The organism is Sinorhizobium fredii USDA 205, assembly GCF_001461695.1.
Classification (GTDB): Bacteria; Pseudomonadota; Alphaproteobacteria; order Rhizobiales; family Rhizobiaceae; genus Sinorhizobium; species Sinorhizobium fredii.
The window spans coordinates 108,474-125,441 of record NZ_AUTC01000066.1 but is presented as its reverse complement, the minus strand read 5'-3'; the positions used below and the strand labels follow the sequence as shown (position 1 = coordinate 125,441).

Below are 16,968 nucleotides of genomic sequence, written 5' to 3'. Positions count from 1 at the left end.
TGCAGCTCAGGGGGAGGAAGGGATGCCCTACTTTACAGATAACAATCTCATTCTGAATCTAATTGGCGGGCCTAATACTGGCTTCCGTCCCGGTCAACTGGGCGCACTGCACTCAGCGCTGGCGCATTTTTCCGTTTACGATGAGCCAGCGATCCTTTCCTTACCAACGGGCTACGGTAAGACAGCGCTTCTGATGGCTCTGCCCTTTTTGTTGCGAGCGCGGCGGGTGTTGGTTGTGGAGCCGTCTGACGCCTTGCGCCAGCAGACGACCAGCCACTTCAAGGAGCTGTCCGTCCTTCGTCGGCTTGGCGTCGTCGCGGCGGCGACACCCAACCCGGCGGTGCTCGGTCAAAAAGGCGCACCCCGCGACGCTGACGCGTGGACGAAGGCCGCGGGACAGGACGTCGTCATCTCGACACCTCAGAGCCTCTCGCCAGCTGTCGCGCCGGAAGCCCCATCTGACCTCTTTGACCTGATCATCTTCGATGAGGCGCATCACGCGCCCGCGGAAACGTGGGCAGCCTTCCTTGCGCATTATCCGGAAGCGCGATTTGTCTTCCTGACCGCTACCCCCTTCCGCCGAGATCGAAAGGTGATCCCGGGGAGGATGGCCTATTGGTATCCGGTGTCGAAAGCCGCTAAAGAATCCGCTTTCGGGCGCGTCACCTTCACTCCGGCGCCGGTGCGCAATGCCAATGACGATGACGAGATCGACCGGGCGGTTGCACGAACGGCAGTCGCCCGGCTGCGCGCTGATCAGGCGGCTGGCTTCGATCATCGTATTTTCGCCCGCGCGGCGACGATAGCGTCGGCGCGGAGGTTGGTAGGCCTCTACGAAGAGACTGGCGCCCGGGTTAGAGCGATCGACAGTCACGCATCGAAGCGCACCCAGGACAAAGCAGAGGCCGAGCTGCTCGCGGGCGAGATCGACGGCGTGGTCTGCGTCGACATGTTTGGCGAAGGCTATGACTTCCCGAAATTGAAGATCGCAGCGCTGCACGCCCCGCACCGGTCGCTTGTTCCCACTCTGCAATTCATCGGTCGCTTCGCGCGCACGAACGATGCCTCGACTGGCGATGCAACGCTCGTAGCGCCGCTCTCGCGACTGAAAGAAGCGTCGGTCAAGCTGTTCAAGGAAGGCGTCGACATCGCGGAGCTGATCGATGATGTCGCGCGCGCTCAGATCGCGGAGGTGGAAGCCGACCGGGAGATGTTGGATTTCCTCAAGATCAACAAGCAGGCCGACTCCGACTACGATTCCGTCACGCCTCTCCTGCTGGAACTCTATGCGCACGCGCAGATCTTCGAGTGCCAAGCCCAACCGGATTTCTCGCTTTTTGGAGATGTCATTGGTCGCAACCTGAGGGTGGCCAAGCAGTGGACATCGGATGACGGGCTAGTGACGCTGCTTCTGACCGTAGACACCTCGCCGCCGAATTGGGCAACCTCAGATGTTCTGGTGAACGTGCGCCATGACGCATTCCTGCTGGCCTACAATCAGGCATCGCGCCTGTGTTACATAGGCTCGACTCGCCGAACGGCACGTATCTACCTCGACCTGATTCAGACGGCGCTGCCCGACCAGCATCGACCGATCAGTTACGAGCGCACGCGGCGTGCCTTGAGTGGGCTGAACAGCCTCAGGTTCTACAATGTCGGCCTAAAGAACACGGCCGTGAACTCCCAAGCCGAGTCTTATCGCGTGATGACTGGACCGGCGGCCGAGCGCGCAATTACAACTGGCGATTCACGCGCCTATTCGCAGGGTCACTTCTTCGGAAGCGGGGTGGGCGACGACGACGTGCGTGAGACGATAGGCGCCAGTAGCAGCTCGCGTATCTGGTCTAACCAACGCCTCTCCGTCGCTGAATACATCGAGTGGATCACCGAACTGAACGGAAGGCTTGGCGGCGGCGGCGGGATAGCAGCGTCGCAACTCGACATCATTCAGCACGCGCGCACCTTGCGGCAGCTGCCGGAGCACATCATTGCCGCCGGCTGGCACAAGCAAGCTTATCGCCTAGCGCCGCGTGTCCGGTGGAGAGCGGGAGCCGCCGCACCTTGGACCTATAGGATCGTCACCGATCTCGAACTCGCCAATTTCCAGGTGAACGGAGGGCGTTCCACCATGACCTTCGATGTCGTCTCGGATACCTTCAGCGGAAGCATTTCCTTCAACCTTGGTGGGGGAGCCTTGTTCACAAAGGCCGGGGCAAGCGATGTCGAAATTGTCACAGGTTATGACGAGTGGACGGACCTGGCGTCGTGGCTATCCCATCATCCTCCAGTCTTTTACGCGGCCGATAAGTCGTCATTCATTGGTGTCAATCTTATTGCTGCAGCAGCCGATGTCGTCACACAGCTTCGCGACGGCGATGCCGACGCTCTCGCGTGGGACAACTGCAAGATTGACATGGAGTTCGGGCCAGACCAGCCTGATGGACGGCTGACTGTCCATCAGGGGCTGGAGCGGCACCTGTGCGCATCGGACGATCTCATTGCGCTCGTTTATGACCACCGCAGCGGGGAAGCAGCTGACTATATCGCGTTCGTGCAAAACCCGGACGGCTCCCTTATTGTCAGGCTCTATCACTGCAAAGGCGCGGGCGGCGCACCCTCTGGCCGGCGCGTCGGCGATGTGTATGAAGTGTCCGGCCAGATGCTGAAATCAATCGCCTTCTGCGATGCCGCGGTGCTTACTCAGCACGTTGAACATCGCATCAATCCGGGTCATCACCGCAACCCTTCACGTTTTGTGAAAGGTGATTTCAACGCCATGAAGCGGGCGCTTGAGACCACCCCGCCGACGGGACTGACGTTTGAAATCTTCGGCGTGCAGCCAGGGATATCGAGGGCAGCCGTGGATGCACACCTCGCCGACTTGATGGTTTATGGATTGGACTACGCTCAGCGCGGCGGAGCCGCCAAGGCTCAACGGCTGACCAGCGCCTAAGGTACTTGCCATGTTCGGTGTGACGATCGGCGCTCACCTCTTAGATCGGCATTATCTGCCGCGCATCCGGGTGATTGCAGTTGAAAGGAATCGAACCAGCAACCAACCTCCTGGACCTAGATGCATGGAAACATCGGAAGGTCGAGACAGTACCAGCCTGGGTACTCACCGCGACGCGCCGTACAGGTGGCTACCGGCGAGACCCGCCTTCCCGATCAGCAATCGCCTTGACGACCTCAAAGTCCATCGCGGCACGCCGTTCGATACGGGCGACTTCGCTCGCACCTTTGGCCCAATGTCAGTATTCGCCAAGTTTGCCTTGAGCACGTCTGCGGAGCGCCATTCGTTGCGCCTCGTAACGAGCGCCAAACGGATCCGATGCAGCTAGCTGCTTCGCATCCTCTTGCCATCGGCGAAGGATTGCACGCCGGTGTTCGATCCATCGCCGCAAGAATCCGATCATGACTGACACCGCCGCGACGCGAGAAGCTCTGACCGGGGTATCCAGATCGCCGAAGTGTCGTCACCGAATGGCACGGCGATTCCCTCGAAGACGCATATCCCGACCCACGCGCAGATGACGGCGTCGAGCATATCCTCAAAGGCTTTCAGCTGCCACGGCGCCGCGTCAAACGGCGGCAGCACCAGTCTTTCCGAAACGCCCTGTACCTCCCCGTCGAGGGAGGTGACGATCGACCGCCAGGTTTCGAAGAGTCTGTTGCGCCGACTGGCAGGGGTTTCCGTTGGCCAGTAATTGCGGGTCTTACCCTGCTTGTAAGGCAGCCGCTTTTCGGCACGCATCAGTTCGACCAGGGCTGGATGCGGGTAGACCTCCAGCAGGCCCGGCGAGCAAACCTCTTTCGTCAGCAGCCCATAGCCGCAAAGCGCAAATCCGCTCCGCAGGTCATCGCTGATTTTACCGGGCCTGATCGCGCTCGGCGTATGCGTGCTACAATGACGGGCGCCATAGGCTGCCGAGACCAGATTGTCCGAAACCCGGCGCGCCGTAATCGGCTCCTGCGACAGACGAGATCCACGGCTGAGCCCGCAATTTTCCCGGCCGCGGCAAGGAGAGCGGCGGCCTCTGCGACCGAGCCGGATGGACGGGACGTGGAGATCCGATCATCTTCGGCGCGATCCAGAAGGTGGCGATAGGACGATCCCGCGAAGATCAGGCGCCAATTGCCGACCGCGGCGGAGACCAATGCGACACCGCTCGGCTGTGCCGCGGTCCAGGCTGCATCAATACCCAGAACGGTCGTCATCGCCCCTCCCGACCATTCAAACAGCCCGGAAGCGGTCGAACGCTGTCAGATATTTGACCGCTGGATCGGCATCCCAGCGATAGATCTCCGTCCGCAGGAAATGCAGCTCCTCTTCCAGCCTCTCTTCTGGCAATTCCGCCCACCAGGACTTCGGACGGCCGTCGGAGCCGTCAGACCAGCGGTAACCGCGCGCCTTGAGCTGATCCTTCATGTCGAACGGGCTGTTCTCTGCATAAATGCGAACCCGCGATCGCTGGCTGGCCTGATAGAGTTCCGCAAATGGCGCCGCAGTGGGGCCGGGCCGTGTCTGCCCGAGCACCTCCAGCAGTGCGAAGCAGTCATCGACCGCGCGGTGGCCATCGTGGAAATAGCCCGACTGGCCGATCAGGTAACCGAGCTTGCTTCCCTCGAAGCCGCGTGCCGACCAGTCGATCTCAGAAACCGAGCAAGCCCAAGCCTTGTTGCAAAACATCTGCGAGAAAGCTTCGCAAAAAGGTCGATCGAAGCCGGCATTGTGAGCAATGATCAAGTCGGCAGGCTCAGTGAGGGATTTGAGGCAGGCAACGTCGATCACCTGACCGGCGACCATATTGTCGGTGATCCCGGTGAGGCGGGTGATTTCGGCGGGGATCGGGCCAGTTGGCTGCTGAAGTCCGCCATAGACGCCCGTGACGTCGCCAATCGCGCCGCGTCATTGAAGGTGAAGGCTATCACGCCGATTTCGATGATTTCGTCGGAGCGATGATTGAGGCCGGTGGTTTCGATATCGAGAATGACGCCACGACGCGGAAATTCCGGCCTCGGGGGCTCGACGATCGGCCGCGGTCGGAGCTTTCGCAAGATGCGATAATTGCCGGTCGCTTGCAGATGACGGGCCATGGCCTCGTCATCCGAACCAATGCCCTCCTGCCCACTTTTTGCAATAACCTGCGGCCTGGCAACCTGCGCGGTAGGCAGAACAGGTGTTGCAAAGAAGTCGAGTTGCGAGGTCATTTTATTCCGATCCGATTGCGGCATGGCCGCGCACAATACGCATCGGCGTCGGGGCAAGCAACGACGACCCTGATCAGGCGCATTTCGCGCGGAGTTTGCGGCTAGGGAACTGCGAACAAGCGCTATTTAAAGCAAGGAAGTACTTTAGGCGCTGACGTCGAAAACGTAGGATGCTGACCAACGATTTGATGATTTTGAGAGCAGCCATGGACAATAAGGCGCAACAGCCAGACCGAGAACATCACTTCTACGTCTCAACCGCCAAGTTTCTATTCCACCACCCTCAGCACGGCGTTGTCGCTATCCGCGATCCGATACGACTAGCGGACGCCAAACGGCATGGGCTGAGCCCCATCATACTTTATGGGCTCACCGTTGCCGGCCTGCCGATCCGCTGGCTGACATTTTCCACCATGGAGAAGCACAAATCGTTGCGCGACGTGCTGCTGACGGCATGGGGAAACGCAGAGGGTTTGCGCGGTCTGCCGGATATTCTGCGTGTGAACCGCCATGTGGCACAGGCCGATCCGACACTGGCGGCGGATCCAAGATCGGCATCCGGCCTGAGGTTGCGGACGCCAAGGATAAAACAGTGCCCGCATCGTTGCGCTCAGCCCAGGATGCCTCCCTGTGGCTGTCAAAAAGACACGACCCGGTCGGTCTGTCGCTGGTCGCGTCCGTCGAGACCCTTTGTCGCGATGCACACGAGGATCACGATTGGAGGGCGGGTCGCGGTCCTCTCAGACTCAGCAACAGAAAACTCGAGGAGAAGATCGAGTCTTGGCTGGAATTGCCGATGCGAAAGCCGGCAGACATTCTCCTCGAAAAAGTGGACTGGGAAGCCGGTGCATGGCTGTCATCCTGGGAGACCTCACTCCCACCCGATCGGCCGCGTTATTTCAAACACGACGGATTTACCGGCAGGATATGGCTGCTTTCGGGAGAAGACCCATCAGAGGACGTCGATGACGACGACGACATCACGGCCTACGAAGAGTACGACAATGCGGCCGAAATCGCCAAAAACCTGGTCGCCTGCTGGCCCAATTCGCCCAGAGAGATCGCCACCGCAGCCGGGATTACCCTGCGGCAACTCCAGTGGTTCATCTCGGAGCGCTCCCTCCTGGACCGAGCGGCGCGCTTCGACCTCTTACGCCTGTTAGGCATCGAATATGACGAAGGGATGGGCGGCTACACGCCCGCAGGACCCTATGTCCTGATTGCCAGGAAGGCTCACGCGCTCGAAGCGGTCTATCAGGAGATTTCCGGCGGCGGTGATGCTTGCCCTTGCGAGATCGTTCCCACCCAAGGTCAGGCCGACCCGAGCTGGAGATACATCTTGATCAATGCATACGGGACACCGCCGACTTTTGTCATGGCGCCTCGGGGAGAGGCAATCACGGAGCGCCTTCCCGACCTGATCATGAACTACGAGGGCATCCGGCCCGTCTCCGCGTCCCTTTACCGGGATGTCGTCTCGACCTGCGCCCGCGCCTGTCAGACACCGCAGGCCAATGTTCGGGAGATGACAGAATTCGCAAGACGGTATGAACGGCATTGGACCGATTGCAAGTGGCTTTCGGACTGAACTTTCTGGTAGCACGTGAGCTCTGATGTCTGATCGTGTTCGAACACACCGGCCTGGATTTTTTGCCCGACTCCTTCCCCAAGGAAAATGGAAAGTGACGCTGAGCTCGTCGTTGCCGGCGGCCCTGCAGATCAACGTGAACGGCGCCGACAATCTTCCTTGTCTGGACGTCATAGCCATTTCCGTCGGCAAGGCTTTGCTGTGGCATTCGGTCGAAGTCCGGTCTCGCAATCGAATCTACAGCCTGCCCTGCCTCGGAGAAGAGGCAGCAACCCGGATTGCGGCAGACCTTTACAGCTTTATCAATAACCACCTCTTCGACTTGATCGGCTCCGACACCGAGCGCCTGAGCGAAGTGGATACGAAACTACAGTCTATCACCGAGGGTAACCGGCAATATCTGGCCCATGCCGACCTGGCCCGTGCGATTGCGAATGTAACAGGTGAAGCCGCGGCCGCGCTTTCGCACCCTCTGTTCGACCCGGAACTGATGCCGGCCACCCTTAAAGCGGCGCTGCCCCGATCGCTCACCTTCCTCACCGATCCGGATGTTCGCCACAGATATAATGATGCGTTTGTCTCGGCTGAGCTGTCGAGATACCGGTCGTTCTACGACAATCTGGATGGCCGGTCATTGTCCGATCAGCAACGCGAGGCGTGCATTCGATTGGAAGACAACAATCTCCTCGTCGCCTCTGCCGGCTCAGGCAAATCCGCCACCATGGTCGGCAAGGTCGCCTACGTCCTCGACAAGCAGCTCTATCGGCCTGAGGAAATCCTTGTGCTCGCTTTCAACAAGAGCGCCGCCGATGAACTGAAAGAGCGGATATACAGACAGCTCGCGGTCGATCCAGGAAATCCGGGATGTAAAGTGATCACGTTTCACGCCCTCGGTCGCGGAATTATCGAAGAGGTCGAAGGCCGTCCCCCTCAGCTTGCCGACTGGGTCGAACATCCCGCCGGCGAGGCCAGAGTGATCGAAGAGATCATAGACGAGCTGCTGCGTTCGGACGCGGAATTCGCCGGGCTTTGGGTCAACCTCCTCGTCCTTCATCCTAAGGCGGATATCCCGGCAGAGGTGTTCGATTCCGAGGCAGACTACGAGCGCTACCTGTCGGTGCGCCGGCGGAAAGGAAATGCGACCGTCGGCACGATGGCCGGCATCTATGTGAAGTCGCTCCAGGAGCAGACAGTCACCAACTGGCTCTGGCTGCACTCCGTCGAGTTCGAGTACGAACGTCAGATCCCGATCAACGAGGGAAACGGGGAAATCCGGTACGTCCATCCGGACTTCTATTACCCCGCCAGCAAAACGATCCATGAGCATCTGGCCATCAACGCTGACGGCACGTCCCCCTTCGCGGACTACGTCACCCATGCCGAAAACAAGCTGGCCGCATACCGCAAGGCCGGGATGGATGTATTCCGGACCACGTCGGCGCAAGCGAGTGATGGATCGCTGATTGCGGAACTCGAAGCAGAGCTTGCGAAACGGGGCATTCGGTTCGAACGTAAAAGCTATGCGGCGATCGTGAAAGCCCTCGAGCCGGTTGTCATCAAGCACTATCACAAGCTGATTGCGATCTGCATCAAACACATTCGCGCCGGCCACCTGACCCTGGACATGCTGCTTGAGCGCGCCAAATCGCTTCACGATCGCACCCGCGCCAGGGAATTTGCGCAGGTCGTCTGGAAGATCACCGAAACCTATTCCCAGAAGCTGGTAGAGGCCAACCGCATCGATTTCGACTCGATGATCGCCAATGCCACGCGGCTAGTGGAAACCGGACAATATGAGAGCCCATACTCCCTGATCCTCGTCGAAGAGTTCCAAGATATTTCCGAGCCGCGCGCGAAGCTGATCAAGGCGCTGAAACACCAGAAGCCGTTCACCAAGATCTTTGCGGTGGGTGACGACTGGCAGTCGATCTATCGCTTTGCCGGTTCGGACATTACGATATTCACGCAGTTCGAGGCGAATTTTGGGGCAAGTTGGCAAGGTCGTCTGGAGCAAACCTATCGCTGCAATCAGCTCATCGCCGAAACAGCGGCCAGCTTCGTCCAGCGCAATCCGATCCAGCTTAAGAAATCGGTGCGGTCGACACGGCCGGCTATCCCACGATCGATCCGGGTCATTCCAATCGACGGTGATCGCGGCAAGTCAGATTTTGCCGATTCATGCCTCCGATTGCTGAAGCGCCTCGATACCTTCCTTGGCGGGATTTCCGTACAGTGGCGGAGCGACGAGCACCAGAAGCTCAAGGTCATGGTGCTGTGGCGCTACAACCAGCTGGATCCGTTCAGGGGGGCGATGCCAAAATTCGAGCATATCGAAGTTTCGGGACTGTCGTTCCATCGAGCCAAGGGACTTGAGGCCGACTATACGATTCTGCTCGATGTCAGCGAAGGCGATTATGGGGTGCCAAGCCGGATAGAGGACGATGAGCTGCTCAATCTAGTCATGCCGCGACCGGAGACGTTTGAGTTTGCCGAGGAGCGCCGCCTTTTCTATGTCGCATTGACCCGCGCGAGCCGCGGTGTGTTCCTGCTGACGAACAGCCGTGAGCCATCCAGATATATTCGGGAGCTCTCAGAAATCGCCGGCGAAAACTTGCGTTTCGAGACGATTGATGGTGACACGCTAAATCCGTGTCCGGCGTGCGGCGTGGGCCAACTGGTAGAACGGAAAGGTCGCGACAACGGCCGCTTTCTCGGGTGCAACCAATATCCCGGCTGTGACCACACGCAGCTAATTGATCGACGAAGCGCCGAATGAACGGGTTTACGTTGCCTGCGCGGCTGCGCGAGGTCTGCAATCGCTCTTCCAGAGGTTCATCGTGTCGCCCGGAAACAACTGCTCTACCGGCGCTAGATCGCACGATACCGAGCGCATTTCGCGTCGGAAGTTATGCGCCCGGATTCCGGTCCAGAAAAGCGCCAATGCTCTGTCGGCTGTAAAAATGGCAGGACGCTCTCCGGGAAACAGCGCGAGGAGGTGAATTAATATTTCAAGCGAACGTATATCTGCGAGCGCGTTGTAGGCGTCCTCGTCAGAGTATGTCGCCCGAAACTTCAACATCTTCTTTGCGGGGCTGCCAGAGTTTGGAACCGCCACTGAGCTCAACGCCGCCAGAACAACCAAAGAACCGCGAGCCACACCGTAGCGATCGGCCGCATCAAGCACATCGGTCCATCGTTTGTCGAAAAGCCTGCGGCTCGTTGGAGCAGTGAGGACAGGCGAGAGATGAAGGAGGAACTTGCTCTTTCGCTCAAGCCCAGCACGGGTGTCTTCGATCAGGCCAAGAGCTCCCCTCAGACTGTCGTTGCCGACAACAAGCTCTGCCTTCGGAAGCGCTTTGCGGAGAAAGGCCGTCACTTCCGTCAGCTGCGCTTCTACGATCTGATGATCTGGAATTCTCCGGTCATTGCCTTCGATCGCGAACAGAAGGGGGTTAAGTCGCACCTCCTGCTCAGCAAGCAAGTCCAGAAAGTCCTGACCCGCGCCGACAACAGAGCCGCCCTCGAAACGTCCCTTTATCTGGCTGATGACATTTCTATCGGGCAGGATCGTAACGCCACCATCGGCGATCGCGAGACCAGACGGAAGCCAACCGCCACGCTGCAGGCTGACGGCCATCGAATTATGAGTGCTCTCGAGCGTCGCGTTTCCGCGTGCCAGACTATCGATCTCAATGCCCTCGATGTTCGTCTCAAGAATTCTGGCGTGACGCCAATTGAGCGGGACGGATAGAGGTCTATGCAGTTGTGCACCTGCCAGCTGGTCGTAGTTTAGTGGTTCCAGCTCGAGGCCACCGATACTCACGGAACGAGGCGGCTGACCGTTTTGCCCATCAAGCTCCAAAAATTTCATGACGAGGCCGGCGTTTGCGGCGTTGGGCGCGGACTTTTCAGTCACTACCCCGGTCATCTACTCGCTGCCTCGAATTTATCTAGCAACGATGTCGCAAGCTTTGTGCCCTGCAGGTAAAGGCCGATTTCGTCCAATGGGTTCTCCTCCAATCCCGATTGCGAGCCCCAGTTCAAGCTACTGACGACGATATGGTCGTTGTCCCACGCCAGGAACTTGGCGTGCAATTGCGGCTCCGGTACGCCAGTTAACTCGACGATGCCATTCAGACGTTCGCGGTGTTGTGCGACATGCCCCCGTTTGATCGGCCCCGACCGTCGCGAGTAGTAGACACGCACGTCACTCAATCGCTTGCCTGCGACCTCTGCGGGGTCGAACAGGGCGGGGACCATATTGGCTCCGACCTTATTCGTGCAGCAAACGAAACGCTCCTGCGCATCGTGCGCCGCAACGCGGAGAAGGCGCTCGTGGTCGTCGGCCCGAAGAATGGTTAGTCTGGCGGTAGGAGGCGGGGTTTCTGAAGACCATGAAAGACGGGCACGCTGACGCCGCAGTTCCGACGCCATAAACAAAAGCGTTTCCACGGATCGGCTGGCGCCGGAGAGTTTGGCAATGATCTCGCGGAGTAGATCCATTCCGGTCGCAACAGCGTTGGTTTCCCTGAGTTCTACGGAAACCTCGACAGCCGAAAACGGGGACGAAAGCCAATTGCAGGACCCCATCACCGCAATTGCACCACCATCGCCATCGTCTGCTAGGAGAAACTTTGCATGGCTGCCCACAGGATCTCTCTGGACGAGCAGATAGCCTCTCGTCTGCCGAACCGCAGATAGCCGAGTGTAGAGTTCCTGCATGGCTGATGCATGCTTGGCGCGATCAAGCGACGTTCCAAAGAACAGGTGACATTTGACGCCTCGTCTGCATGCATCCTCGAGGGCCTGCCATATCCTCTCGCGCCTCTCTTTGCCTTTCTCATCGGACTGCGAAGCGACAAACGTTGAAAGGACAAAGATGTGCGACTTTGCAGCGCCAACGATTTGCTCGAAGCGCTGCAAGTGCTGTTCGGACCCAACGATAAGCTGTTCGGTGGCAAACGACGTGTCGATCACCACAGGCTGGCTGACTGGCGGAGCAGCGGTCGTCGGCAAGATGCCGGTTTTTATTGTCGCCTTCAGGGCTTCCACGAGCTGGTCGCTCGCCCCTAGTGGCAGTATCCCGTCTTTCACATCGTCAAGATTGAGAACCAGGAATTTTCGTTCCAGGAACGAACTGTTGGCCTCGACACCCCGAAGCCATTCGCCCGGACGAAGTGTACCGGCCGTGAACTGACTGACGCGCTGCATCATCGAATAGTCCGTCTCCGGCGCTTCGCCCGATGGAAAAGCGACAATCGCGCCGCTGGCCGGGAGTTTCGAAACCGGGATCGTGTCCACATCTCGCGTCCTGAAGACAGACTGCCCGACCTTTTCATATACGACACTGATACCGATTTCGCGGTCCGTGGTTCGTTCAGGAAGCGCACGTCCCGCGCGAATGAAGCTATGCCCGACGCTGCTTGTGGCGAGCACTGGCTGTGGCGAAAGCCGGACTTCAACGAGGCCGAACTGCATAAGGCGGGCTACGGTCGAGCTCACAATCTGTCGCAGGATTCCCAAGTGTGCCGCGACGGCATCGATCGTTCCTGGGTTGCGATCAAGCGACAGCAGCACCATTTCCTCGATAGGGCTCCAGCCCCACGTGCGCTGAACGATGCCTGGCGCCCGATAATGCCATGCCGGAATGTAGATGTTGTTCATCGGGAGAGCTTCCCATTCTCATCGACCGTGATGATGGAAGCGCCCATACCAACCCCCGGAAATTCCGTCTCTGCAAGCCGCGCGATTTCATCGAGCATCCTTCGCAGGAAGCCTAGCTCATCATTCAGGCCGTCCGGATCGATCCCATTTACGGTGTTGCTGATAAACCTACGGCTGGTGGCAAGTATCAGCTTATGCTTGGCTCGACTGAGGAGCACATTCAGTCGCTGCGGGTTCTTGATGAAACCGAGGGCTCGCGTGCCAACGAGCACGTTGTTTCGAACGAGGCTGGCGACGATCACGTCTGCCTCACCACCCTGGAAGCTGTCACTTGTATAGATAAACTTTCCATCTCCGCGCGGGCTGGCGAAGCCAAAAAGGGTCTTCTCGGTCGTATCGATCTCGGGCTTGAGCAAGCGCTCGAAATGACTCACTTGAGCGGAATAGGGCGACAATACCGCCATCGTCGGCCGACGCCCGTCCGCGGACACGACTGGGCGCAACCTCTTCATGGCGGATACTATCGCCTTTACTTCCGACTCATTTCGGTAAGACCGCCTGACAGTGTGCTCGAACGCTTTGCGTTTGACGACGCTCAACGAGGGCATGTCGAGGATCACGACGGGAGATGCAGGGAAGCCCGCAATTGTTTCGACTGCTGGCTTACGCTGCTTCACGCGCTCCGATGGAACGAGCTCACCTTTATAGAAGGTGTTTGAGACAAGCTCGCCAATTGCTGGATGCATCCGGCTCTGTTCGCGCAAGGTGTTCGCGATCGAGCTCGGACGTTTAGCGTCTCCGGCTCTGAGGGCCTCTCGCTCGGCGATTGATCTGAATGGCTCCTCGAGGCGAGAAGCGGTGGCGAGAACATCGCTGAGCAAGAACTGATCCGCCTTGAGCGCGTCGAGGGCGATTTCCACTTCACCTGGCAGATCGGGGATCGCAGAAAGCTTTTCTTTGGCATCCCTCAGCAATTCGTTTGCGCGCTTGCCATCGTAGAACTTTTGGCGCTCGACCACATCGAAGGGCGACAATTGATTATGGTCGCCGATCATAACCCGGCGGTTACCGAGAAGGAGGGCGCCAATTAGCTCAGCACCATTTGCGCGCGCGGCTTCTTCGATGAAAACCCAGTCGAACTGTTCGCCATCGGCAATCATTTCCTCAAGGACATGGGATGAGGTCGTGGCTAAGGTGACGTCAGACGAGCGAAGCGTCAGATTGTCGGTGTCGCGCAAAGCACGTTCGGCGGTTGACTTTTCCGACCTGTCGACAGGATTTAGCGCCTGAGTGATCTGATGGAGCTGGTTTGCCATGACGGCCGCGCGTTCAGTGTCAGGCTTGGAGATGGAGCGTAACAACGCGACCGAGCTTTGCCGCAGGGTGCTCTCTTCTTCGCTGACCCGAGACCGTTCGACGCGAACGACAATTGTCGACTGCTCGGGCAGGAACTTCCGAAGCTCGTCCTCCATATGAATGAGCGTCTCATGGTTCTGGGCAGACACCAGAATGCGAGCATCGGGCGTTTGGTCGAGGATGCTTTTCACGAGGTGTGAAATCAAAAACGTCTTTCCCACCCCAGGTGGGCCGACGACGACGTTAATCGACCTCCCCGCGACGATCGACTGCCATGCCTCAATCTTCGATGGCTCCATATCTGCATCTGCCGGCGGCGAACCCGGAACAGCGATATCACGCAGCATGTCATCCATTGCCACCTGCGCCGGGTCGTCCAAAGCTCTGAGGAGCTCCACGTTGGCCCTGGCCGCGACAATGTTCTGCAGCCGCCGCCTGATGGCTCGCTCGGTTCCGTTATCCTTGCGAGGCCGGAGAAAGAGCAACTGTCCTGGCGGTACAGTCAGGTTCGTTGCAAAGGCGAACGCAAGTTTCCCGTTAACAAGGTTGCTTCCCTCATAACTGAGTTCCGGCAATCGTTCACGGCCGGTTGCCAGTTTGGCAGACTTCGATACGGTCCAATTCACCTTTCCGTCGTCGTATTTGAGTTCGCGCCACATTGCCTCCGCCGCAGGCCGCAATCCCATTATTTCACGCTGATCGTCCCGCATCGAGTCATCGCGAGGTGCGAGCATCACCACATTTTGCTCGCTATCGGGCGACGCAAGGACTTCGACGGGATACAGGCGAAACTGCTCCCTTAGTAGGGTAAAAGCCTCAAGGAGGAGAAGAGCGAACCACATAGGAACATCATTCGTCACCCCAATTGCTCGCACACGCTCTGAGAAGTCTCGCCATCGTCGTGCACCTGGACCAAGGTTCCGCACGCGCTCTTCGGCACTCGCGCGATTCCTGGCCAAATGTAAACGGTGAACAACATCCTCCGCGCCTTGTATCCAGTCGTTCGGGCGTCTTTTGTGCGCCGCCTCGATCATTCCAACTGCGTCGTTGACGATCTTCACGTTGTAGATCGCCAGATCGGTGAGGATGCGTATGCTATCTTGACCTGCCGGAATGAGACGAACCCCGGCTGTAAGCAGATCTTCCGCGACGAACTGCATAAGGGCAGCGACATCATGCGCCGGTATCGTCCCGGACGACAGAGCCGGTAAATCGCTCTGAAGGACGTTCCGTGAAGGATATAGGATGAGTTCTCCGTCAGAGCTCGACCCGACCCTGTCGAGCTCGGCGATGACTTCCCTTAATTCGCCAAGCACGATGCTGCCGTCAAAAAGCTGAAACTGCGGCGGGTTCGCCAAACGATCCAGCATTCGGCGTTCGATCGATAGCAACGAAGGAGGGGTATCTCCATCCAGGCCGAGTATAGCTGCGGCCACTTCGGCAAGATCGATCCAATCCTGTCGAAATGAAATCGCTCCAGAAGAGCGAAGGAGATGTCCGGAGGCTCCAAGGTCGCCGTCAGCAATGTGGACGCATGCTTCGAATCCCCCGAGACGACAGTCATCGCTATCGTCTGAGTGCGAGAAGATGGTGTGGGTGCTCACACCGCCATGCACGATGCCCGCATCATGGCACAGAGTAAGCGCCTCCGCGATCCGGACGATATTGCGCCAGAAAATAGCTCGGCTCGTGCTCGTGAGAAAGCGGCCCTGTCTTGCTCTCCTTCTATGCGACGTTCCGGAAATCGGGCTACCGGGATCAGCCATAACGATCGCGATTTCCTGCGCATCCTCGACGACCTCGAGCACTTCGACCAGAACTTCACGAGCCCGTCGTGAAGATAGAACACGTCGAATTCGCCGCAGCCCTCGATTAACAATTGCCTTCAAGTCGTCGTCCAGCGCAGTGCCAGTCTTCCGGAAGAGCCGCAGCAAGTATCGCTCACCATCCTCGAGCCCGACTGCTGGCCGCAGGTCGGAATCCCAACCGCCGCTCACACGGGCGAGAGAGTCCTCGGCAAATGTGAACCGGGATTCCAGTGAGAGTTTTTTATGTTGTTTGACCGTATTGACTGTCGTCATTCAGTTCCAGCCTGCCGATTTGCTTTTGACATAGCAGATTCGTCTAGTGGTTGCGTCCAGAATCCGATCTGAAACTAGTATCTTCCCAAACATCATGCCGCGTAGCCTTATCTAAGAATGCGCTTGTTCAATTCGGCATAGGATGGGAGCGTGGTGTCGCGACGTCCCGCGGCATAAAGCCTCCTGACACCATCTTCCATGGAATCGACAGCGGCTTCAAAAAGATGCGGCATTGCATCGGTTAGCCTGGGAAGTTCGAAGATGCGGTGAACAGCCAAGTGGGCGATCGCCATCTCTCGTGCCGAACTGCTCGTCCAGCCGCCGATTCCCGCCTTCCAAAAATGACTTTGGTCGACGATGCCATTGATCCAAAGCCAAGGGGCGAGCCGCTGAACACGATCATCCCAAATTCCCCACGTCGGAAAATAGTCCCGGGAGAAAATGACTTCAGAGCCGTCCTTCAGTTTCCAGACACCGTAGGGGAGCCAAAGGCGGGACGGGACGAAATCAGAGAGGGTCCTGCGCGGAGTCACGACCTCAAAGTCTGCGCGTTCACCAAACCCCGTGTCAAAGAACAGATATGTGGGACGGCCAGCGCGGCGAAGATAAGCCGGCGTGTTGGCGCCATATGCCTTGTCTTTCACGACTGTCCCCGGCCTCCCCCGCCCCGGGGGACCAAAAAGACGTCGCCGCCAGATCCAGGCGCGCAACGTCATCTGCTCGTCAAGCGACCAAGGTGTTTCACGCAAAAGGCGTGCCTTGGACACGGCGTACTGAACCTCGGCGTAAGGGAGACGGAGAGCATCGGCTAGCTCGAGAATGACACGCAGCGCATCTTCGAGACACAAATCGCCGGGTGATGTTTGTCGATCATGATGGCAGCTGCCGGAAAGATCGTGCCAATCGCGGTAGCCCAGCACACTGGCAAGCGCTTCATGCGCATACGAGAGCTTCAGATTGGTCGCAGCACGAACAAGATATTTGGCGGCCTGTTTTGGCCGATCGAGATTGGGAAGCTGGATTCGCATGGAACCACTCCAGCGGTGCAATCTATGGCGTGTCCACTCG

The 16,968-nt window shown here is 58.4% G+C and carries 8 protein-coding genes and 1 pseudogene; 3 read left to right on the top strand and 6 right to left on the bottom strand.

The window, feature by feature from the left end; all coding sequences use genetic code 11:
* The first annotated feature begins 22 nt into the window (after positions 1-22).
* Positions 23-2,953: a DEAD/DEAH box helicase gene (locus N181_RS08530; RefSeq protein WP_014857994.1), complete on the top strand. Its 2,931-nt coding sequence runs from the start codon at positions 23-25 to the stop codon at positions 2,951-2,953.
* Positions 2,954-3,412: 459 nt separating this feature from the next.
* Here N181_RS08530 and N181_RS08525 read toward each other — a convergent pair whose 3' ends face one another.
* Together N181_RS08525 and N181_RS08520 are read right to left on the bottom strand one after the other, a co-directional pair.
* Positions 3,413-3,754: a DUF429 domain-containing protein gene (locus N181_RS08525; RefSeq protein ID WP_014857992.1), complete on the bottom strand. Its 342-nt coding sequence runs from the start codon at positions 3,752-3,754 to the stop codon at positions 3,413-3,415.
* A gap of 480 nt (positions 3,755-4,234) precedes the next feature.
* Positions 4,235-5,211, bottom strand: a pseudogene (locus N181_RS08520) (3'-5' exonuclease).
* A 796-nt stretch (positions 5,212-6,007) separates the two neighbouring features.
* On the opposite strand from N181_RS08520, the gene N181_RS08515 reads away from it, so the two are divergent.
* Positions 6,008-6,799: a hypothetical protein gene (locus N181_RS08515; RefSeq protein ID WP_234892836.1), complete on the top strand. Its 792-nt coding sequence runs from the start codon at positions 6,008-6,010 to the stop codon at positions 6,797-6,799.
* A 94-nt stretch (positions 6,800-6,893) separates the two neighbouring features.
* A complete protein-coding gene (locus tag N181_RS08510) occupies positions 6,894-9,575 on the top strand; it encodes a UvrD-helicase domain-containing protein (protein WP_244425033.1) in 2,682 nt (893 codons plus the stop codon).
* 6 nt (positions 9,576-9,581) lie between these two features.
* Here the strand turns inward: N181_RS08510 and N181_RS08505 are convergent, their stop codons facing one another.
* The 4 genes from N181_RS08505 to N181_RS08490 all read right to left on the bottom strand — a co-directional run bounded on the left by N181_RS08505 (position 9,582) and on the right by N181_RS08490 (position 16,928).
* Entirely contained in the window at positions 9,582-10,727 is a 1,146-nt protein-coding gene (locus N181_RS08505) for a hypothetical protein (RefSeq protein WP_014857986.1), read from the bottom strand.
* Positions 10,724-12,463 (bottom strand): phospholipase D-like domain-containing protein, encoded by a 1,740-nt coding sequence (locus N181_RS08500; RefSeq protein WP_014857985.1) that lies wholly within the window; start codon positions 12,461-12,463, stop codon positions 10,724-10,726. Before N181_RS08500 ends, N181_RS08505 begins: the two co-directional genes overlap by 4 nt.
* Complete coding sequence (locus N181_RS08495; protein ID WP_014857984.1) at positions 12,460-15,900, bottom strand: DEAD/DEAH box helicase; 3,441 nt, start codon at positions 15,898-15,900, stop codon at positions 12,460-12,462. The genes N181_RS08500 and N181_RS08495 overlap by 4 nt, the downstream gene beginning before the upstream one ends.
* Before the next feature lie 107 nt (positions 15,901-16,007).
* Positions 16,008-16,928, bottom strand: coding sequence for a hypothetical protein (locus N181_RS08490; RefSeq protein WP_014857983.1), 921 nt, complete (start codon positions 16,926-16,928; stop codon positions 16,008-16,010).
* Positions 16,929-16,968 lie beyond the last annotated feature (40 nt).